Genomic DNA, 19,188 nt, shown 5'->3' on the forward strand with positions numbered 1-19,188 from the left:
GATTACAGATATCCTTCCACCATCCAGTCCCGTCCCACCGGTGTGAGCGTGGGTTTCTGGATGTGCATGGCGTCCTTGAGTTTCTGGATGCCCGGTCCGCCGATCACGCTGACCGCCCCATTGCCACCGATCAACAACGGAGCAACAAAGAACAACACCTTGTCGACGATGCGGGCTTTCAATGCGGCGGCATTCAAACGCGACCCGCCTTCAATCAACACATGCGTCAGGCCGTTCTCCGCCAGTCGGCGCATGACGCGTTTGAGCGACACGCCTTCCCTCCCCGCGCGTTCGGTCCATACCTCAACGCCCGCTTTCTCCAGTTTGCGGAGGCGCGCCACCGGGGCAAGCCGGGTGGTGACATAAATCACGCGGTCGCGGTCCGTGTTCTCAAACACCCGCGCCTTCATGGGAACCAATCCCTGCGAATCCAGCACCACGCGGACGGGGTTGCGTCCGGCACGTTTGCCGAGACGTGTGGTCAGTTGCGGGTCATCCTTTAGCACGGTCCCGGAACCGGCAACGATGGCATCGACGCGGTTGCGCAGCTGGTGCACCACCTTCCGCGCTTCGGGTCCGGTGATCCATTTCGAGTCGCCGCTGTTGGTGGCGATCTTTCCGTCAAGCGACACCGCCGCTTTCAGTGTGACAAAGGGCAGGCCGGTGCGGATGTATTTCACAAACACTTCGTTCTGCCGCTCGCATTCCTTGCGCAGGATCCCTGTAGTCACTTCGATCCCGGCATTTTTGAGCCGACGCGATCCCTTGCCCTTGACCAGCGGATTGGGGTCCTGCATGCCGACGAAAACACGGCGGATGCCCGCGGCAATCACCGCTTCCGTACAGGGCGGCGTTCTGCCCTGATGGCAACAGGGTTCGAGGGTGACGATCATATCCGCACCACGTGCCCTGTTGCCAGCTTTTTTAAGAGCCTCGATCTCGGCATGGGGTTTGCCTGCGCAATGGTGAAAACCCTCTCCCACCACGGTGTCCCCGCGAACGATCACAGCACCAACCAGAGGGTTGGGCGAAGTACGCCCTTCCGCACGGGCCGCCAGGGCCAGGGCACGTCGCATCCAATGTTGCTGGGTTTCCCGGTCCATTCTCCCGTTCCTGCACAAGCCCAGATCGAAAGGTCCACCCTCATTTCTCAGGATGCCTGACTGTAGCAGAGTGGTCCCCGCTTGTCAAAGCTAACTGCTTGACAAAAAACGGGTTTTGGATTGAATGGGGAACGGGGCGGCCACGATCAGCGGTTCAACAGGTTGACCATGCGTTTACGGATACTGCCGCGCTGGTAAACGATTTCAATCCTGCGGTTGATAGCGCGGTTCTTGGCACTGGTATTAGGGACTTTTGGGCGGTACTCGGCGAAGCCTTCCACGGACAATTTTTCAGGAGGGAACCCCTCGGCGATGAGCATGCGGGCCACCTCCGCCGCCCGGCCGGAAGACAATTCCCAGTTCGAGGGAAAGCGGTCGGTGCGGATCGGCGTGTCGTCGGTGTGGCCTTCGATCTTGACATCGTAGTTGAATTGTTTGAGGAGGTCGAACACGTCTTTAAGCGTCTCGCGTCCTTTATATGTCATGCGTGCCTTGCCCGGCGGAAACAGCACCACATCCGAAATGGTGATGATGGCCCCACGCTCTCCCTGAGAGACCTGCACCTGCCCGGAGAGTTTGTTTTTGTAAATAAAGTCTTCCACCTCGGAAGTGATTTCCTTGATCTCTTTCGACACCATCGCCCCGACTTCATCCACAGCGTGAATGGTTTGGTCGTCCATCTGGGCCGTGGCCAGGTCTTTGATGACGTCCAGTCCTTCACGGGTCCCCAATTCCGGCAACTGCTCCGTACCCAGCGCACTGCGCAGGGACTCGCGAATCTGTCTGAATTTTTCTTCCTCGATGGAGCCCATGGCATAGAGCAGGATGAAAAAGACCATGAGCAGGGTCACCATGTCGGCGAAGGTGATGACCCAGGGAGCGACTCCCGTGGTTTCTTCCATGACCTCTTCTTCATCGTCGAGATGGAGGTCGGGGGTGGGTGGTTGACCGGAGGGTTTGGTTCCCATAACCTTACCTCACTTTGCGGGCCGGGGGGTGGCTCCCGGTGCCTGCCCCGGAGGGCGGGCCGGGCCTCTCGCGGCGCCCGCTTTCTTGGGCGTACCTTTGCGCGCTTCTTCTTCCACTTCTTTCTTGATCTTCTTGCCCGCAGCGTTGTCGATGTAGTTTTCCAAAGTCTCCTTCATGAACCGCGGGTTGACTCCCTTGCGTATATAAGTGATGCCTTCCAGCACCAGGTTCATCTCAAGGGTCTCCGCGGCACTTCGCCGTTTCAATTTCACCGCCATGGGAAGGAAAACGAGGTTGGCCAGCAACGCACCGTAAAAAGTGGTGATGAGTGCCACAGCCATGCGCGGGCCCACGGTGCTTACATCCTCCAGAGAGGCCAGCATCTGAATGAGGCCGATGAGCGTCCCCACCATTCCAAAGGCGGGTGCGAATTTACCCATGTCGTTCAAGATTTCCCAGCCATCCTTGTGCGACTGCTGGATCTGTTTGATCTCCCGCTTCATCAGGGTCACCACCGTATGTTCGTCCTTGCCGTCCACGGTCAGGCGGAGCCCTTTTTTCAGGAAATCGTTTTCGATCATGTTGAGCTTCGACTCGATTGCCAGCACCCCGCCCTTTCGCGCAATACTGCAGATCGAAACCATCGTGTCCATCAATTCATATAAATCCGACTTGCGGGTGATGAACACACGAATAAAATGACCCAGCATGCGGAACAGCTCGTTGACCGGATACGCAACCAGCGTGGCGGCAAAGGTGCCTCCGAGAACAATCATCACCGAAGGCGCGCTGACAAAAAGGTCCAATCCGCTGTTTTGCAGAATGGACACCAGGATCAGCCCAATGCCGATGAAAATTCCGAGTAAGGTCGCAATATCCATAAACTAAACTTTTCTGACTTTAATGGTGCTGACGATGGGATCGAGGTTGTTGAACCGTAGCACGTTGCTCAACGTGCTTTTGTCGATCATGGCTCCCTTGCGCAACACGCTGGTACCGGACCGGGAGTACAAATCCGCCGCCAGTTGCATGCCTTCCTGAAGAGTAAAAACGGTGCACTCAATGGTGTCGATATCTTTAAAAAGAGAGGAGTGAACGAACTCTCCCAGCAATGAAACGATCTCTTCATCGTAACGGGTCCCCTTCTCCTTTTCCAGTAATTTCATGACAGCAGCGGGGGATTCACCGGGGTGACTGACACGTGCATGATCGTAGAAACTGGCGGCGGAAACAATCCGAGATCCTATAGGGATCATTTCTCCACTCAGTCCTTCCGGTATTCCCGAGCCATCCACGTTCTCATACAAATGGCGGATGATTTGAGCGGTCGGATCGAATCCTGGAAACTGGCGCAACAGCATCTCAGCCAGATGAGTGTGGTGAACCCTTGGTGGGCCGGAAGGGTTTTCCTTTTTTGCATGACCGTTGCCGTTGGCGGGCTGGCTTACGATTCCAAGTTCATGCAGGCGGGCCGCGGTGCGTATGTGTTGAATCTGGTGGGGGGACATTTGAAGTTTTTGCGCAACAAAATCGGACATCTTTTCCACTCTCTGCGGATGCCCTCTGTGGCTGGCCTGGTGAAGCTCGATGATGTTGGTCAGCATATTGACCGTAGCGCGGAAGGTACGAATCAGGTCCTCATTCAACGCCTCGATCTGTTCGTTTTTGGCTTCGAGTTGCAGGTTCTTCCTGGAGGCTTCCTTCAAATCCGCTTGCAGCCGTTTATTTTCATTTTGCAACCCCCGCCCGATCCCGATGATCTTTTTCTGGTATTCCTTTGCCTCCAAAACTGTTTTTCCAACTGCTGGTTTTTGTCCTGAAGCTGGCGGCTCACGGTGAGCATCCGCAAAACATAGTTCACGAAAAAATGGACCTCATGGGCCTTCAGGGGTTTCGGTAAAAACGCCTCCGCTCCCACTTTTTGCGCCCCCTGTGTCAGTTCCAGGATTTCTTGTTCCGCGCACCCGGACATCAATACCGCGACGGCGTGCAATCCGAACTGTCGGATGCGGCGGATGACTTCAAATCCATCGGGACCAGGCATGCGCAGGTCGCAGAAAATGAGATCCGGTTTCCACGCCAGTGCTTTTTGCACACCCTCTTCCCCGGACATGGCTTTTTGAACTTGTACTTGTGCCTGTGCGATTGCTTCCTTCAGGTAAGCTTCCACAAGGGCGGATACCGTGGCGTCGTCATCGATCACCAGTAATTTTTTTGCCAGTTCAGTGTTCATTAAACAGAGGCCGCAGGGTCAATGGGTAGAAGGGTCACTTCTATAGATTGACGGATATATGGGTCGATTAGAATACCGGGCCCGGTTTCCCCTGCCTACCGAGACGGGTTTCCACATAACCTAACGGCGTCAACCGCCTATTCTTTAAAAGTTATATGATGAAAATTCAGAAAGAAATGCGTCTCGTCCGGGGAAGCGCAGGCTTTATAAGGTATTGTACGAATTACAATCTAAAACCAACCCGGGGGGTGAAATCAGGGGGACAGGGAGGGAAGTTTGGTAAAGAGAGCCTGAAAGGGAGCGGTCATTCCTCGTCCTCGTCTTCTTCGTCGATTTCGGTAAAAGGAAGCGAGGTGCAGCGAAAGCCCACGGCGGGATAAATATCAGCGGGGTCGAAAGAGTTACGAAAGGTGCATTTGGCCTGCACCATGTAATTCAGCCAGGAGCCGCCACGCACGATTTTCTGTGTGGTGAATTTGGAGGAATGAAACTGCACGCACCATTCCCACACGTTGCCTGCCATGTCGTAGCAACCGTAGGGAGAGCTCCCCTCCTCGTATTGAGTCACCGGCGTGGTGCGCCCCACCACAAAGTCGGCGGTGTTGCAGTACCCCTCCTGATACCCCATCGCTTCTCCCCAGGGGTAATCGAGGCCGTTGGGTCCGCGGGACGCCTTCTCCCATTCCTTTTCGGTGGGAAGGCGCATGCCGAGCCACAGGGCGAACATGGTCGCCTCGTAATAATTGATGCCGATGGCAGGCTGATCGTCGTCCAGAGAATAGGCGGGGAACCGCGGAACGAAGTTGGGATCGAATTGACGGAACAGGGCGTTGGTGACAGGGTATTTCATGAGGGCATACTCGCGCATGCCGATGCGGTCTTCGTCGTCGCGTTCGTCCTGGTAAATGAACGGACCCGCAGGCACGGTCACACACTCACTCCACTTCTGGACCACATTACGGTCCACTATTTGGGGGTCCTTCGATTCGGCAAAGTACGTTTTCAGCTCCGGGAGCAAGCGGACGCGTTCCCAATCCTGTGCATCGACCACTTCGCCCAACGCAATGCCGTGCAGGGAGCACACCAGTTCCAGCACGCTGAACAAGATGCGGGAATCGCGCCGGTCTCGTTGCAACAATCGATCGAGCACCGGCCGCAGGGAATCCGCGCCGTAAGCGTCCACAACCTGTTCCACACGCACCACACGGTTTTTCGCAAACTGCGGGTACGTCTCCCGGCACTGGTACTTCAACAACTGATTCACGAGAAGAAGCCGCGACTCGGAGATGCCTTCGATTTCCGGAAGCACCTGCCCGGCCAGAAACACCGCACCGTGCTCGATGAGCAGGTCGATCAACTCGTCGGTGCCTTCTTTCAACTCGCCACCAAAAAACTGAAACACGTCGTACCATTTAGGGTCGCGGCAGCGTTCTTTCACCAGGTCCCGCCAGTCGGGAAGTTCGGCCAGTTTGCGCCCGGAAAAGTATTCCTGCAACGAAGGATGCCGGAATTCCCACCGCTTGTGGTTCCAGGCCAGCAGACCGTCAAACCCGGGCAGGATATCGTCCTCTTCCAGCAAAACGTTGCGCGCGGGGGCGCAGTCTGAAAGCAGTGCCTTGTCGAATCCCGTGTTCACCGTCTCCTGCCGCTGGTTTTTGCCTTCCTTAATCAGGCGATACGATACCTGCTCCAACTGCCGGAACGCATCTTCAATCCATTCTTTACCTTTCTTCGGAAACCGGCTTTTCAAATGTTGTGTGGTCCAGTAGCGGTACACCTGCGAGCGGTTTCTTACTCCGGCGGACTCATCCGACGCAGCCTCTTTCACCATGTGCAGGACATAAGGCACCTGCAGTGTTTCCGGAAAATACAAAGCCAGGTGTCCCAGATTCTCTTTCCACATCGATTCCGGAAGAAAACCTTTCCGCTGTTTTTCCTCCACCGGCTGGATGCGGACCCGGAAACTTGCGTCCTGGCCGCGCCGCACGATGGAAGTCGTGGCCAGCGGACCGAACCCCACCGGCCGCGTGGCGATCAGAATGAAATTGTCCTTAAGCGCGTCGCCATCGACGATCACATCCATGTAAAACCGGAAGCGGTCTTCAGGAAGCATCTGCTCGAAGCCGTCCAGCAGAAACAGAATCTGTCCCGTCCACACCAGCCGTTCCACGGTGCGGCCCAGAAGCTCCTCCTTGATGACAAGGTCTTCCTGTTCATCCTGTTCGCGCAGAACGACATCCATCACCTCGCGGTAGAACATCGGGTAAAACTGCCCGAACCCGCTCCCGTCCGGCAAACGCGCCAAGTCACAGATCACCGGCACGGGGTATTCCTCCGGCGTTTCCGCTTTCAGCATGCGTTCCTGGTACACTTTCAGGAAGGTGGATTTTCCCATGCCCGAAGGGGCTTCCAGGAAAACCTTGGTCGGGGAGACGTCCAGCAGGTTCTCGGTGATCTCGCGCGGCGTGGGGAACACCTGCTCGTGCAGGCTCTGGCGAAAGCGCACGGGATTGTTGTCGAGCAACACGGGTTCGATGAAGCGGTCGGCTTCCCGCCCTTCTCCCAGGATGCCGTTCAACTCTTCGCTTACCTGACGCAGCATCTGCCTGCGGTACACCTCGATCACCCACTCGGGTGATTCTTCGGGACGCGCGCTGGCTTTCGGCGCTTCGCTTTCGGGGCGAAGTATGGGTGTGTCTTCACTTTCACTCAAGGCGGTTTTCCCATATAATCGGTGGAACCTTCTCATTGTATCTGAATCGTCCCTGAAAGCGTAGCATACAGGAATCCGGCCATCCGGTTCAAACCGCCATGATCCCACTCCACGACGAAAACCCGACCCGCACCTTTCCTATCTTCACCATCGGCCTCATCGCCGCCAATACTCTGGTATTTTTCTGGGAGTTGTCGCTCGCCCGGGAGGGGACACAATTCATAACCGAATACGGGCTGGTACCGTACCAGTTGACAAACCGGCCGCTGGAGAATTACCCAAACATTTTTTCATCGATGTTCATGCATGCCGGCCTGGGGCACTTGGCGGGAAACATGCTGTACCTGTGGATCTTCGGCAATAATATTGAAGACCAGCTGGGAAAACTGAGGTTCGTTCTTTTTTACCTGACCTGCGGGGCGCTGGCGGCGGCGGCACATGTTTCCGCCGAATTGGACTCAACCATTCCCATGGTGGGTGCCAGCGGAGCCATCTCTGGAATCCTCGGCGCGTACCTGATGCTGTTTCCCTTTTCCCGCGTAAAGACGCTGGTATTCCTGGGGTTCTTCATCACCATCGTGCGCATCCCGGCAATCTTTCTGTTGCTGCTGTGGATTGGGTTGCAGGTGTTGAACAACATGGCGGCCGGACCGGACGGTGGAGGCGTGGCGTGGCTCGCACACATCGGCGGGTTCATCGTCGGAGCGGTGCTCATCCATCCCTTCCGAATGAGCGCCCGCACCGGATGAACCTCCGGATCAAAATGTCATCAACGAATAAAACAATATCGACGCAAGCACCGCAAACAAAACAAGGATCGCACCGAACATCCAGTTGGGCACACGGGGGTAATGCGCTCCGCTCGCTCCGTACGGAGCACCGCAGTACGGGCAAATCTGGAAACCATCTTCAAATTCTTTTTGACACTGGTGGCACTGTATAAAAGTCACGTTCCCTTCCTTCGTCACACTCTTCCATCCCTCAGGCAGGGCGCCTGAATTAATACCGATTCTCGGGGATTATTTTAACCCGATTAAGTGCAAACGTAGAAGGTTCAATGCGGCTTGTGCGGCACGTTCTTTATTTCGCAAGCGGTCTTGCGGAAATACAAATTTCTGACATGAGGTAAGCGTTTTACCCGCGACGGCGATATAGGTGAGACCCACGGGTTTGGTTGCCGTACCGCCATCCGGACCGGCGATCCCCGTCACCGACACCGCCCAGTCCGTGCCGGCACATTGGCGGGCTCCTTCCGCCATGGCACGCGCAACCTCTTCACTGACGGCACCATGGCGTTCCACCAGGGCGGCATCCACACCCAGGCTTTTGACCTTCGCCTCGTTGCTGTACGTCAACCATCCCTGCAAAAAATAACGGGAACTGCCGGGAATATTTGTCAGACGATGACCGATCAATCCGCCTGTGCAGGACTCCGCAACAGCGACGGTTTCGCCCCGATCGACCAAAAGTTGCCCCAGCACACTTTCCATTGTTTGTTCATCCCGGGCGTAGATATATGAGGAAAGGACCTTCTCCAAAAGCGTTTCCGCCTGTTCGATTTTGGCGGAGGTTTCCTCTACATTTTCACCGTAAGCGGTGAGATGGATGCGCACACCGAGGTGGGAGGGTAACGACGCCACCTGCACCAGGTTCTCCAACTCGTCAACAGGCCCGAACATTTCCCACAGGGCGGACTCGACCAGGCCCGTGGTCCACAACATGCGTTGTTGCAGGCACAGGTTGCCGGCGGGGGCGACATCGGGAAGAATGTACTGCCGGGTCAAGTGCTCGGCCTCGCGTGGCACCCCGGGAAGAACATAGACGCGCTGCTCTCCGCGCTCGAACATCAATCCGGGCGCGGTGCCCTGGTCGTTGTACAGCGGACGTCCGTCCTTCGGAACCTCCGCCTGGCGAAGCGCCGCATCGGGAACCGGCCTTTGCCGCTTTTCAAAGAATACGCGGATCATCTCCTCCACTTTCGGGTCCCGCACCAGCGGAGTTCCAAAGTAATCGGCCAGCACGTCCTTGGTGATGTCATCGTGCGTCGCCCCGAGGCCGCCGGTCACGATAACCAAATCGACCCGTGAAAGAGCCTGGTCCAGTGCCGAACGGATCGCGTCGGCGTCGTCGCCTACGACGGAAATGCGTCCCACCTGCAATCCGTGCATGCGCAACTGGCCACAAATGAAGGTCGAGTTGGTGTCTGAAACAAGGCCATTCAGCAATTCGTTGCCAACGGCGACGATTTCGGCCTGGGGTATATCGTATTTATTCTTCATGGAATCGATAACACTTGCCGGAGCACCCGGGGCCGGGGTCCGGTTTTTCGCGAAATCCTGCTTGTATTGAACCGGGGCGATCAAGTAGGCTTGATTGGACCACATTCGCCGGCGAAACTCAACGACGAGCCCCGGCCCTGCCCTCTTCCATTGGCATTATGAACGATATCGAACGGCTTTTGAACGACCTGAAAAAAGTGGACCCGAAGATCCGCAAACAGGCCACGCAATCCCTCTGGATGCGCTGGTACCAGGAGTGTGGTGAGGCGGCGGAGAGAAAGCTCTATGCAGGCATCCGCTTCATGGATTTGGGAGAACTTTCGCGGGCCCGCCTTCACTTTGCGGACCTGGTCGATCAGTTTCCCGAGTATACAGAAGCCCACAACAAGCTCGCCACGGTGCTTTACCTGGAAGGAAACTACGAAGCAGCCATAGCCGAATGCCGGAAGGTGGTTGAAAGAATCCCGCATCACTTCGGGGCCTGGAACGGAATGGGCATGTGCCTGTTTCACCTTGGCCGCCTCAACGAAGCCATTCACAGCTTTCAGAAAGCGCTGGAAATCCAGCCCTACGCCGAGGACAACCGCCACTACATCGGCCTCTGCCGCGGCAAGTTGAATTGAACCGCGAAGTGTTTTAGTCTTTTAAACAACCGATTGACACCGCCTCCCTGGGAACATCATTTCCAAAGCGCAGTGCTTTCCATCACGATCAACACCATCGTAAGGAGTTGCCTTGTTCGGATTTCGCGCCCGCTGGTCCGAGGACACCAGCGCCGGGTTGGATGCGGAAACGCGCACCCGCCGGACGTTTCGTCTCGATCTCGCCCGCGGTGTGTGCCGCGGCATCCTGACCTCCGGCACGCAGACGTTTGGGCTGTTCATCGCCATCCGCGTGTTTCAGGCGGGAGACATGTCCAAGGCATTGATCGGTTCCGCCCCGTTCATCGGCATGCTGGTGTCCCTGCTTCTCGTCCATTACGCTTCAAAATCGGGGTTCCGCAAATCCGTACTGGGCGCGCTTCCCGCCGCCGTGTGCGGCGTGCTGCTGTTCGCAGCGGCATTCGCCAACACGCTGACCACCTACACCGTGTGCCTGGTGCTGGCGTTCATGGCGCTCACCAGCCTGGTGCCGTTTCTCACCGCAATCTACAACGACAACTATCCGGAAGACCAACGCGGCAAATACTTTTCCCGCTCGGTGCTGGCGCTGGTGCTGGTTTCTGTGATTGCGGGGTTCCTGGGATCCGCCGCCATGGATGCGGACCTCGACAACTACCGCTGGATTCTGGTCACTCTGGGGATGGCCGCCCTTGGCAAGGCCTGCGTGGTGTACGCCATGCCCTCCGGCATCATCGAAAACGGCGAGCATAAAAACCCGCTCGGCAACCTGAAGCTGGTTTTTGAGGACCGCAACTTCGGCTATGTTCTTTTGACGTGGTTCATCATGGGTTTCGCCAACCTGTGGACCCTGCCGCTCCGCGTGGATTACATCACCTCCAGCAAGTACGGCATCGAGGGTTCCGCGTTGTTCGTGGCGCTCATCATCACCGTCATCCCGGACCTCATGCGCGCTCTGTCCACGCCGTTTCTGGCGCGGCTGTTCGACAAGATGAATTTCATCGTCCTGCGCATGATTTTGAACTTGCTGTTCGCCATTGGCGTGGGCCTGTTTTTCCTGACGAAGGACCCTTACCTCATCGCCACCGCCTCGGCGTTCATCGGCATGGCTTTCGGCGGCGGCGCCATTGCGTGGAGCCTGTGGGTCACCAAATACGCCCCGCCTGGGAAAGTAGCGGCGTACATGTCGGTCCACGTCGGGCTCACCGGCGTGCGCGGCACCATCGGCCCGATGCTCGGGTTCTGGATGGTGAACCAGGTCGGTCCCGTGAACATCGGCCTCATTTCGTTCAGCATGATGATCATCGCCACCGTCATGCTGATCCCGGAGATCAAGCACGGCAGGCGCAAGCGCGGGCCCATTCCGGCGGAGGATTTCGAGCCCATCGAGCCGAAATGAACCGTTTCTCCCGGCCCTCTTGAACTGCCATGGGAATCTTGCTATAAACGCAGGACTTCGATTTAAATTTCCGCGCCCGTTCCGTTGAAGGATCAGACCAAGCAGGTCGAACGCAAAAACAATAACCTCAAGACACCGTATGGCGAATCGTCTTCAAGTTGACCCGCAGTTTCCGCAGACGCTTCAGGCGGTGATCACACCCATCAAACGGTCACTGGCGGAGGGCGGCTCGATCGCATTCCCGACCGACACGTTTTATGGATTGGGAGTGGACCCCGCCAACGCCGAGGCGGTGGAAAAGATTTTCACCATCAAGGAACGTCCGGCGGACAAACCCATTCTGGTCCTCATCGACGACCGGGAACAGTTGAAGGACTGGGCGGCGAAGGTGCCGGAACTTGCGGTGAAAGCAATGGATGCGTTCTGGCCCGGCCCTCTGACCCTGCTGTTTCCGGCGCGCGACGACATTCCCAAAGCCCTGACGGCGGGAACGGGGAAGATCGGTATCCGGCTGCCGGACTCGGCGATTGCGCGGCAACTGGTACGCGACCTGGGTCACGCCCTCACCGCCCCCAGCGCCAACAAAAGCGAAACGGAAAATCCGGTCAATGCGGACGACGTGAACCAGTCGATCGGAAGCGCCATTGATTGGATCATCGATGCAGGACCCGCGCCAGGGAATGCCCCATCGACCGTTCTGGACGTAACTTCGACTCCCCCCGTCATCGTGCGGGAAGGAGCCATTGCCCGGGCCGATATCGAAGCGGCCCTCGGTCTCTCGCCGGCCTGACGCTTTGCAGGCAAAACGGGCTTACCATTTACTTGTTCCTGCCCTATAATTATTACAATTTTTCAAGGGCGTTTATGATCCACGGCACGGGCATTGACATCATCCAGATTTCCCGAATTCAAAAATCTCTGGAAAATCATGCGGAACGGTTTGAAGAACGTGTGTTCACGCCTCGCGAAATCGAATATTGTCGTTCGCGTCCGGAACCGTTCAAACATTATGCGGCGCGGTTTGCCGCCAAGGAAGCGGTTTTGAAATCGCTCGGCACAGGAATGGCCGGTGGCATCACCTGGCGCGACCTGGAAATCCTGAACCGGGAGTCGGGGCAACCCGCGTTGAACATCACGGGCAAGTGCCTCGAGATTTGCGAATCCCTCAAGCTGAAGGATATTCATATTTCGATGTCCCACGACAACGTATACGCCATTGCGCAGGCCGTTGCGGAAATTGCTTGATCCCACTACACCTCCCGCAGGACCTGCCCCATTGAATCCGAATTGAGAATCAAGATTGAGTTCACGCAACACACTTTCCAGAAGAATCCGCTACCGCATTGAGTACGCGCTGTTTCGTCCCGTAGTCGGCGTGATCATGAGTCTTTCCTCCACCACCCTGTACCGGTTGTCAGGAGGGATCGCAGCGCTCTGGTTCCTCGTGTCCCGAAAGCGGCGGCGTATCGCGCGCATCAATCTCGACATCGCCTACGGTGACCTTAAAACCCCGGAAGAAAAAGACCGCATCACCAAAGCCTCCATGCGGCAAATGATCCTGTCCGCCCTGCAATGCATCTGGATTTGCCGCGACACGAAAAACCGCGTGCATCAATTGATCGGAATGGAGGTGGAGGGCCGCGAATACCTGGATCAATGTGAAAACGGCGATACCGGATTTCTGGTATTGATGGCGCATTACGGCAACTGGGAAATCCTGGGGCTGTACCACGGGTTCATGAACACGACCCAGCATTATGCCGTGGCCCGGCGGCTGGACAATCCTTACCTGGAAAAATTTTTCATGGACATGCGGCTGACCTCCGGCAACCGCATCCTGCACAAGGACACGTCCCTCATCCGCATCGTGCGTGCGCTGAAAGAAAAAAGCAGCATCACCGTGCTGATGGACCAGAACGGTGGCGATTTCGCGCTATTCGTGGATTTTTTCGGGAAGAAAGCGGCCACGGCGCGGTCCCTGGCCGCGCTCAGTTACAGCACCGGGGCGCCCATCCTGCCTATATTCAGCGTTCCCATCGGCAAGGGACGGTACAAGGTCGTGTACAAGCCCCCGCTCCAACTGGAAAAAACGGATGACAAGGAGAGGGACATTTACCGCTGGACCGAGCAGTGTGAAAAAGTACTTGAAGAGGTCATCCGCGATTATCCGGAACCGTGGATGTGGTTTCACAGAAGATGGAAATCGCGTCCGCCTGAGGAGCGGCACCTGCCGGTTTACTGACCGGGTTAGTTAAAGGAGGAATAGAGCGGCACAGTCATTGCTTGATGTGCCATTTCTCCGACCGGGTGAGGAAAATGGCGGCAAGCGCCGCGATCAAAGTGAACTGGTACTCGAACCCGTTGTTCCTCATGCTGAAACCGTTCGGTCCGTGTACAGTGAGGATGGCAACCAGCATGACAAAGATCAACGGCAAGGTTGCCCATCTGGCATACACTCCGAAAATGAGGGCCATTCCGCCCAGAAACTCCGCCAGGGTTGCCAGCCACGCATTGATTCCGGGAGTGGGAACTCCCAGTTGAGCCAGTGTACCGGCAAACCCGCTCACACCTCCCGGGCCAAACAATTTCATCGAGCCGTGATACACAAACACAACGCCGACGGCTACGCGTAGAATCAACAGCCCGATTTCGGGATACGAAAAAGGAATCTTTGGAATGAGCTTCACGTCACACCTCGTCAGCCAGAATGGATTTCAATTTGGTCCTAAGTCGAAAGACCGCTTTGGAATGAATCTGTGATACGCGTGATTCAGTGATATTCAGCACCTCTCCGATCTCTTTCATCGTCAGCTCTTCGTAATAATACAGCGAAATCATGAGCCGTTCCTTTTCCGGAAGGGCGTCGATGGCTTCGGCAATGATTTTTTTCAGTTCATTGAGACGGATCTGGGTTTGCGGATCCGCTTCCATGTCGCCTATCAGACAATCGAGCAGATTCTGCTGTTCCCCCGTTTCCTTGTTGATGCCCAGGTCTTCCAGGCTGAGGATGGGAACACTTCGGGTCTCGTGCATTGCCGTGAAGAACTCTTCCATGCTGACGCCCATCTCCTCGGCAATCTCCTCATCCTCCGGGGGCCGGCCGAACTTGCCCTGCAAACGGTTTGTGAGTGCGTCCATTTCCGATGCCTTTTGACGCACCGACCGGGGTACCCAGTCAAGATTGCGCAACTCGTCGAGTATGGAACCGCGCACACGGAACTCCGCATAGGTTTTGAATTTGGCCCCACGGTTGGGATCGTATTTCTCGATGGCATCGATCAGCCCCAGCACGCCGACGCTGATGAGGTCGTCCACCTCAATGTGGGATGGAAGCCGCATGGCAATCCGGTTCGCCACGTACTTGATCATGGGAGAATACTCCAGGATGATCTGTTCCGTGTTCTCCGGAGAGATGGAAATTTCTTCTGCCGGTTGCGGCTTACCTGCCATAATCATTCACCCTTCACACCGTTTGATCCAGGTTCTGCCCCTTCTGGGGCCGTTTCTTTTTCTTCTTTTTATCCTGGGGCTCGTTGGTAGACACAAGCGCACATACAGCCCAGGCCAGCCCGCCAAATATAAAGAACCCTTCAACGCCCCGCACCACGGCCGCCAATACCCGCGCACCTGATATCCAACTTCCCAGCGACAGCAGGATAAAGGCAAACAATGCAAACACCAGTGCGGCTTTCTTTGCCTGAAACGGGGTCATCATATCTGTAATACACTCCTCCACGCAAAGGGCCGGTCAGAGTCTGGCGAAAACCGGTCGCGTTCCTTCAAAATCCGTTGCGTCACCAGCTCGATACACTGAGTCACCTTCGAGTGCGGATACAATTCAATAAACGGCTTCTGCTGGCGCACTGCTTTAGAAACATTGGCATCGTGTACGACGTAGCCCATGTATTCCAGGGTCACACCGCCAAGAAAGCGGTCCAGGACCGTAGACAGCCGCTTGTACACTTCCAGTGCTTCCCGTTCGTTCTTCACCGCATTGACGATGAGACGAAATCGTTTCTGGTGATGCTGCTGGAACAACACCTTCATCAGCGCATACACATCCGTATGCGAAGTCGGTTCCGTGGTGGCGACGAGCAAGATATCATGCGCCGCACTGCAGAAATACGTCACGTTGGATGAGATGCCGGCACCCGTATCGAACAGCAGGTAATCGAAGTCCCCGCTGATCCGGTCCAGTTCTTCCATCAATAACAGTTTTTTCTCCGAGTCCAACAAAGTCAATTCCTGCCATCCGTTGCTCGCCGGGAGCACCTTGATTCCACGCGGCCCGTCCACCAGCACATCTTCGATTTTCTTCTCGCCGGAGAACACGTGCCCAATGTGAAAGGGAGATGCGAGCCCGAGAAGAATGTCGATGTTGTTGAGTCCCATGTCCGCATCGAAAATCAACACTTTTTTGCCTTTTCGCGACAACGCACACGCCACGTTGGCCACCACGTTGGTCTTGCCGACGCCACCCTTGCCGCTGCTGATGGCGAGAACTTTGGGAGGGAGTTTGCTGGAATCGTTTTGCATGATGCGCCTCAAGGTGTTGGCCTGGCGGCCCGTTCTTTCGGTTAGGCCTGAAAAAACCATAGGTTAGCCTTTTTAATTTAAGATGAATTCAGCCAAAAATCAAACGAATTACCCCTTCGAGTGCAGCCACTTCAATGTCTTCGGGTACCCGCTGGCCATTTGTAAAATACGAAAATGGAACGGAGTGGCGGCTCGCAATGTTGTACAAATGGCCGAATTGCATCCCCTCATCGATCTTGGTCATCACAATGCGGTCCACACCCAACGGTTGAAATTGTTTCAAAGAATGCTCGAACACGCTTTCCTGCGCCGTTGCGCTTTGTACCAGATGCGTTTCCAGATTGGGCGCGGCGCTGAAAATCTGTTTCAATTCCTCTACATACTGTTCGTCCCGCGGGTTGCGCCCCATTGTATCGATGAGAATCAGGTCCGCATCCTGATGACGATTGAGTATCTGCAGAAATTCGTTTCGGTCGGTCGCCATCTCCACCGGCACGCGCATGAGGTCCCCGTAAATCTGCAACTGCTCCAGTGCACCCAGGCGAAACGTATCGAGGGAAACCAGCACTACCTTCTTGCGTTCCAATAGAGCAAACCGTGCAGCGAGTTTCGCCACGGTGGTGGTCTTGCCGGAACCGGTGGGACCCAGCAACGCGACGATTTTGGGTCCGACCGCGTCCAACCGGATAGGCCCGGAAAAGTGGAACGATTCCCCCACACGATCCGCCACCCGGGTCATGTCCAGGCCCCTGTCGGGTGAATTTTCGTTGAGAGTTTCAAATACGCGCGCCGCCAGGTGTTCGTCGATCCCGCATTCGACGAGATGCTGATAGGTGTGAAGTTGTTCCCCGTGCAGCCCCATGGATTTCGCACGATCGGTTTGGGACAACAGGGTATAAATGAGGGAACGCATTTCGCGATCGTCATTACTCGAGTTTAAAAACTTCCGGTTGGCACCCAGGGGTTTTGAACCTTCGGCCCCGGGTTCTTCCGCAATCGTCATCACGGAGGAGGGATGCGAAGCGTCCTCCATGGCGGCAGTGATCTCCACCATGGAGGCGCCCTGGCCCCCTCCTTCCTGGCCAAACTTGATGGAACGGGTCTTCAACACCAGAGCGTCCTCGCCCAGTTCTTCTTTCACACGCGTCAGGGCTTCAGGATAACTGTTCGCCAGAATTTTTTTAATTCGCATCGAGGGTCACCACTCTCAGGGTTTTGATTTGTGCGGTGGACATGATTTCATTGTGCGACAGCACCACGAGGTCCGGGATGAACCGCTCCGTCAACCGCCGCACATGCATGCGGATTGCCGGCGAGGTCAACAGGACCGGCGCCGTCTCCGCCATCGGTGTCGCTTCCTCCACAGCTTCTTTGAGTCGTCTCAAAATCTGTTCCGCCACCGTCGGGTCCAGTGCAAGGAAGGACGTCAATTCGGTGCGCTGAATCGATTGCTGAATGGCTTCTTCAATGTTGCGGTCGAATGTGATGACCGACAAAGTTTCCCCTTCACCCGCGTACTGCTTGGTGATGGGCCGCGCCATAGCCTGGCGCACGTATTCGGTAAGCAGGTCGGGATCGTCCACCTTCGGAGCATAGTCTGCCAGGGTTTCCAGAATAGTACGGAGATCCCGGATCGAAACCTGCTCGCGAAGCAGGTTTTGCAGAACCTTTTGCACCTTGCCCACGTTCATCAGGTTGGGGATCAACTCCTCGATCACCTTCGGATTGGTTTCCTTGAACTTTTCGATGAGGGCCTGGGTTTCCTGGCGACCCAGCAACTCTGCCGCGTACCGTTTGATGGTTTCCTTGATGTGCGTGGTGATGACGGTGGCCGGATCTACTACGGTGTATCCAGCCATCTGGGCTTCCTGTTTTGCACGAGCCTGGATCCAGACTGCCGGCAGGCCAAACGTCGGCTCCTTGGTATGAACGCCCTCGATTTCCTTTTCCGTATGGCCGGGATTCATCGCCAGCAGCCGGCCCATCATCACCGAACCACGCACCACCTCAACTCCCTTGATCAAAACGGCGTAATCATTCGATTTGAGCTGCAGGTTGTCGCGAATGTGAAGCGGCGGTACTATGAAACCCATTTCCAACGCAAACTGACGGCGGATGGACTTGATGCGGTCGAGAAGTTCGCCGTTGCGGTTGGCGTCAACCAACGGGATCAACTCATACCCAACTTCGAGCTCCATCACATCCAGGGGAAGGATAGATTCCACCTTCTCCGGTATGGGGGCGCTCTGAACTTCCTCGATTCGTTTCATTTCCATGGCTTCCTGTTTCAACCGCTCCTGGTATAGCCGGTAGCTGATATAACCGGTGGCGGCCGCCAGGAAGAAAAATGGAATGTGGGGCAGGCCGGGAATGAGGCCGAAGAAAAACAGCACGAAGGAAGAGATGGAAAACGCCGCCGGATTTTTGATCACCTGTTGCACCAGTTCGGCGGGCAGGTTGCGTTCCGTTGTAGCGCGGGTCACCACAAGGCCTGCGGCGGTGGAAACGACCAGTGCCGGAAGTTGCGTGACCAGGCCGTCACCGATGGTCAAAAGCGTGTACACCCGCGCCGCCTCACCCACACCCATGTCCTGCTGGAACACGCCGATGGCAAAACCACCCATAACGTTGATGAGCGTGATCAGGATCCCCGCTACCGCGTCTCCACGCACAAAACGGATGGCACCGTCCATCGCACCGTAAAAATCCGCTTCCCGCTCCAGGTTGCGCCGCCGTGTTCGCGCTTCTTCCTCGGTGATGAGGCCGGCGTTCAGATCGGCGTCGATGCTCATCTGTTTCCCAGGGATGGCGTCCAAAGTGAACCGCGCCGCCACTTCCGACGTGCGCACCGAACCCTTGGTGATGACGATGAAGTTGATAAGGACAAGAATGATGAAAATGACCGCACCGACGACATAATTGCCGCCAACGACAAACGAGCCGAACGACTCAATCACCTGCCCCGCCGCGTGCGGGCCTTCGTCACCATGCAGAAGGATGATGCGGGTCGAGGCCACGTTCAGGGAAAGCCGGACCAGCGTGACCATCAGCAAAAGGGACGGAAACACGGAAAAGTCCAGCGCCGAGATCATGAAGATGGCGACCAGCAGAATGACGAGCGAAAAGGTGAGGCTGAATGAAAGAAGCAGGTCGAGGAGGAAAGTTGGTATGGGAATCACCATCACCACAAGCACGGAAATCATCCCGAGGGCAATGCCGATTTCTCTCGGCCGCGATGCCATGATCGCCTGAACCTGTGCTTGAGTGGCCATGTAGCCTTTCATCCTTTCAAAATTTTGACGCCGCCCCAACTCTGGAGCACTCCGCCGGACCCCT

Annotated in this window: 19 protein-coding genes; 6 read left to right on the top strand and 13 right to left on the bottom strand. The window is 56.1% G+C overall.

The features are described 5' to 3' along the window. Nucleotides 1–2: 2 nt before the first annotated feature. The 6 genes from ribD to TX82_RS12575 form a co-directional block, all read right to left on the bottom strand. Nucleotides 3–1,103: a bifunctional diaminohydroxyphosphoribosylaminopyrimidine deaminase/5-amino-6-(5-phosphoribosylamino)uracil reductase RibD gene (gene ribD, locus TX82_RS12550; protein ID WP_005011405.1), complete on the bottom strand. Its 1,101-nt coding sequence runs from the start codon at nucleotides 1,101–1,103 to the stop codon at nucleotides 3–5. Nucleotides 1,104–1,249: 146 nt separating this feature from the next. Beyond that, entirely contained in the window at nucleotides 1,250–2,071 is an 822-nt protein-coding gene (locus TX82_RS12555; RefSeq protein WP_005011408.1) for an OmpA/MotB family protein, read from the bottom strand. Nucleotides 2,072–2,080: 9 nt separating this feature from the next. Further along, complete coding sequence (locus TX82_RS12560) at nucleotides 2,081–2,953, bottom strand: motility protein A (protein ID WP_005011409.1); 873 nt, start codon at nucleotides 2,951–2,953, stop codon at nucleotides 2,081–2,083. A gap of 3 nt (nucleotides 2,954–2,956) precedes the next feature. Next, nucleotides 2,957–3,859, bottom strand: a complete 903-nt coding sequence (locus tag TX82_RS12565; RefSeq protein WP_005011411.1) for an HD-GYP domain-containing protein — start codon at nucleotides 3,857–3,859, stop codon at nucleotides 2,957–2,959. Next, nucleotides 3,775–4,305: a response regulator gene (locus TX82_RS12570; RefSeq protein WP_005011412.1), complete on the bottom strand. Its 531-nt coding sequence runs from the start codon at nucleotides 4,303–4,305 to the stop codon at nucleotides 3,775–3,777. The genes TX82_RS12565 and TX82_RS12570 overlap by 85 nt, the downstream gene beginning before the upstream one ends. Before the next feature lie 304 nt (nucleotides 4,306–4,609). Then, nucleotides 4,610–7,018: an SUMF1/EgtB/PvdO family nonheme iron enzyme gene (locus tag TX82_RS12575; RefSeq protein WP_005011414.1), complete on the bottom strand. Its 2,409-nt coding sequence runs from the start codon at nucleotides 7,016–7,018 to the stop codon at nucleotides 4,610–4,612. Between the two features lie 98 nt (nucleotides 7,019–7,116). Here TX82_RS12575 and TX82_RS12580 point away from each other — a divergent pair, with 98 nt between their 5' ends. Further along, on the top strand, nucleotides 7,117–7,767 hold the full coding sequence (locus TX82_RS12580) for a rhomboid family intramembrane serine protease (RefSeq protein WP_005011416.1): 651 nt from the start codon (nucleotides 7,117–7,119) through the stop codon (nucleotides 7,765–7,767). A gap of 270 nt (nucleotides 7,768–8,037) precedes the next feature. Here TX82_RS12580 and TX82_RS12585 read toward each other — a convergent pair whose 3' ends face one another. Then, on the bottom strand, nucleotides 8,038–9,297 hold the full coding sequence (locus TX82_RS12585) for a competence/damage-inducible protein A (protein WP_042252643.1): 1,260 nt from the start codon (nucleotides 9,295–9,297) through the stop codon (nucleotides 8,038–8,040). A gap of 158 nt (nucleotides 9,298–9,455) precedes the next feature. Between TX82_RS12585 and TX82_RS12590 the strand changes: the two genes are divergently transcribed. The 5 genes from TX82_RS12590 to TX82_RS12610 all read left to right on the top strand — a co-directional run bounded on the left by TX82_RS12590 (nucleotide 9,456) and on the right by TX82_RS12610 (nucleotide 13,558). After that, a complete protein-coding gene (locus TX82_RS12590) occupies nucleotides 9,456–9,920 on the top strand; it encodes a tetratricopeptide repeat protein (RefSeq protein WP_005011421.1) in 465 nt (154 codons plus the stop codon). A gap of 112 nt (nucleotides 9,921–10,032) precedes the next feature. After that, nucleotides 10,033–11,316 carry an MFS transporter gene (locus TX82_RS12595; protein ID WP_005011422.1) on the top strand — a complete coding sequence of 428 codons (1,284 nt, stop codon included), beginning with the start codon at nucleotides 10,033–10,035 and terminating at the stop codon, nucleotides 11,314–11,316. 139 nt (nucleotides 11,317–11,455) lie between these two features. After that, nucleotides 11,456–12,106 (top strand): L-threonylcarbamoyladenylate synthase, encoded by a 651-nt coding sequence (locus TX82_RS12600; RefSeq protein WP_005011423.1) that lies wholly within the window; start codon nucleotides 11,456–11,458, stop codon nucleotides 12,104–12,106. Between the two features lie 74 nt (nucleotides 12,107–12,180). Next, nucleotides 12,181–12,561, top strand: a complete 381-nt coding sequence (gene acpS / locus TX82_RS12605) for a holo-ACP synthase (protein ID WP_005011426.1) — start codon at nucleotides 12,181–12,183, stop codon at nucleotides 12,559–12,561. A 55-nt stretch (nucleotides 12,562–12,616) separates the two neighbouring features. Continuing rightward, nucleotides 12,617–13,558, top strand: coding sequence for a lysophospholipid acyltransferase family protein (locus tag TX82_RS12610; protein ID WP_005011430.1), 942 nt, complete (start codon nucleotides 12,617–12,619; stop codon nucleotides 13,556–13,558). A gap of 34 nt (nucleotides 13,559–13,592) precedes the next feature. Here TX82_RS12610 and TX82_RS12615 read toward each other — a convergent pair whose 3' ends face one another. The 6 genes from TX82_RS12615 to flhA all read right to left on the bottom strand — a co-directional run bounded on the left by TX82_RS12615 (nucleotide 13,593) and on the right by flhA (nucleotide 19,124). Then, nucleotides 13,593–14,003, bottom strand: a complete 411-nt coding sequence (locus tag TX82_RS12615) for a DoxX family protein (protein ID WP_005011432.1) — start codon at nucleotides 14,001–14,003, stop codon at nucleotides 13,593–13,595. Between the two features lies 1 nt (nucleotide 14,004). Beyond that, entirely contained in the window at nucleotides 14,005–14,766 is a 762-nt protein-coding gene (locus TX82_RS12620) for a FliA/WhiG family RNA polymerase sigma factor (RefSeq protein ID WP_005011434.1), read from the bottom strand. 13 nt (nucleotides 14,767–14,779) lie between these two features. Continuing rightward, a complete protein-coding gene (locus tag TX82_RS12625) occupies nucleotides 14,780–15,031 on the bottom strand; it encodes a hypothetical protein (RefSeq protein WP_005011436.1) in 252 nt (83 codons plus the stop codon). Further along, on the bottom strand, nucleotides 15,028–15,852 hold the full coding sequence (locus TX82_RS12630) for a MinD/ParA family protein (protein WP_237100788.1): 825 nt from the start codon (nucleotides 15,850–15,852) through the stop codon (nucleotides 15,028–15,030). Before TX82_RS12630 ends, TX82_RS12625 begins: the two co-directional genes overlap by 4 nt. 88 nt (nucleotides 15,853–15,940) lie before the next feature. Next, complete coding sequence (gene flhF, locus TX82_RS12635) at nucleotides 15,941–17,044, bottom strand: flagellar biosynthesis GTPase FlhF (RefSeq protein ID WP_005011438.1); 1,104 nt, start codon at nucleotides 17,042–17,044, stop codon at nucleotides 15,941–15,943. After that, the gene (flhA, locus tag TX82_RS12640; protein WP_042251255.1) at nucleotides 17,034–19,124 is read right to left on the bottom strand and encodes a flagellar biosynthesis protein FlhA; all 2,091 of its coding nucleotides are present in this window, start codon (nucleotides 19,122–19,124) and stop codon (nucleotides 17,034–17,036) included. The genes flhF and flhA overlap by 11 nt, the downstream gene beginning before the upstream one ends. Nucleotides 19,125–19,188 lie beyond the last annotated feature (64 nt).

The sequence above is a fragment of the Nitrospina gracilis 3/211 genome (assembly GCF_000341545.2).
GTDB classification, from domain to species: domain Bacteria; phylum Nitrospinota; class Nitrospinia; order Nitrospinales; family Nitrospinaceae; genus Nitrospina; species Nitrospina gracilis.

What these genes read in the sequence shown, in the direction of transcription:
- TX82_RS12630 (WP_237100788.1), bottom strand. Translation starts at nt 15,852, where the DNA reads ATGCAAAACGATTCCAGCAAACTCCCTCCCAAAGTTCTCGCCATCAGC.
- acpS (WP_005011426.1), top strand. Translation starts at nt 12,181, where the DNA reads ATGATCCACGGCACGGGCATTGACATCATCCAGATTTCCCGAATTCAA.
- TX82_RS12620 (WP_005011434.1), bottom strand. Translation starts at nt 14,766, where the DNA reads ATGGCAGGTAAGCCGCAACCGGCAGAAGAAATTTCCATCTCTCCGGAG.
- flhF (WP_005011438.1), bottom strand. Translation starts at nt 17,044, where the DNA reads ATGCGAATTAAAAAAATTCTGGCGAACAGTTATCCTGAAGCCCTGACG.
- TX82_RS12560 (WP_005011409.1), bottom strand. Translation starts at nt 2,953, where the DNA reads ATGGATATTGCGACCTTACTCGGAATTTTCATCGGCATTGGGCTGATC.
- TX82_RS12580 (WP_005011416.1), top strand. Translation starts at nt 7,117, where the DNA reads ATGATCCCACTCCACGACGAAAACCCGACCCGCACCTTTCCTATCTTC.
- TX82_RS12585 (WP_042252643.1), bottom strand. Translation starts at nt 9,297, where the DNA reads ATGAAGAATAAATACGATATACCCCAGGCCGAAATCGTCGCCGTTGGC.
- TX82_RS12590 (WP_005011421.1), top strand. Translation starts at nt 9,456, where the DNA reads ATGAACGATATCGAACGGCTTTTGAACGACCTGAAAAAAGTGGACCCG.
- TX82_RS12570 (WP_005011412.1), bottom strand. Translation starts at nt 4,305, where the DNA reads ATGAACACTGAACTGGCAAAAAAATTACTGGTGATCGATGACGACGCC.
- TX82_RS12625 (WP_005011436.1), bottom strand. Translation starts at nt 15,031, where the DNA reads ATGATGACCCCGTTTCAGGCAAAGAAAGCCGCACTGGTGTTTGCATTG.
- TX82_RS12555 (WP_005011408.1), bottom strand. Translation starts at nt 2,071, where the DNA reads ATGGGAACCAAACCCTCCGGTCAACCACCCACCCCCGACCTCCATCTC.
- flhA (WP_042251255.1), bottom strand. Translation starts at nt 19,124, where the DNA reads ATGGCCACTCAAGCACAGGTTCAGGCGATCATGGCATCGCGGCCGAGA.
- ribD (WP_005011405.1), bottom strand. Translation starts at nt 1,103, where the DNA reads ATGGACCGGGAAACCCAGCAACATTGGATGCGACGTGCCCTGGCCCTG.
- TX82_RS12600 (WP_005011423.1), top strand. Translation starts at nt 11,456, where the DNA reads ATGGCGAATCGTCTTCAAGTTGACCCGCAGTTTCCGCAGACGCTTCAG.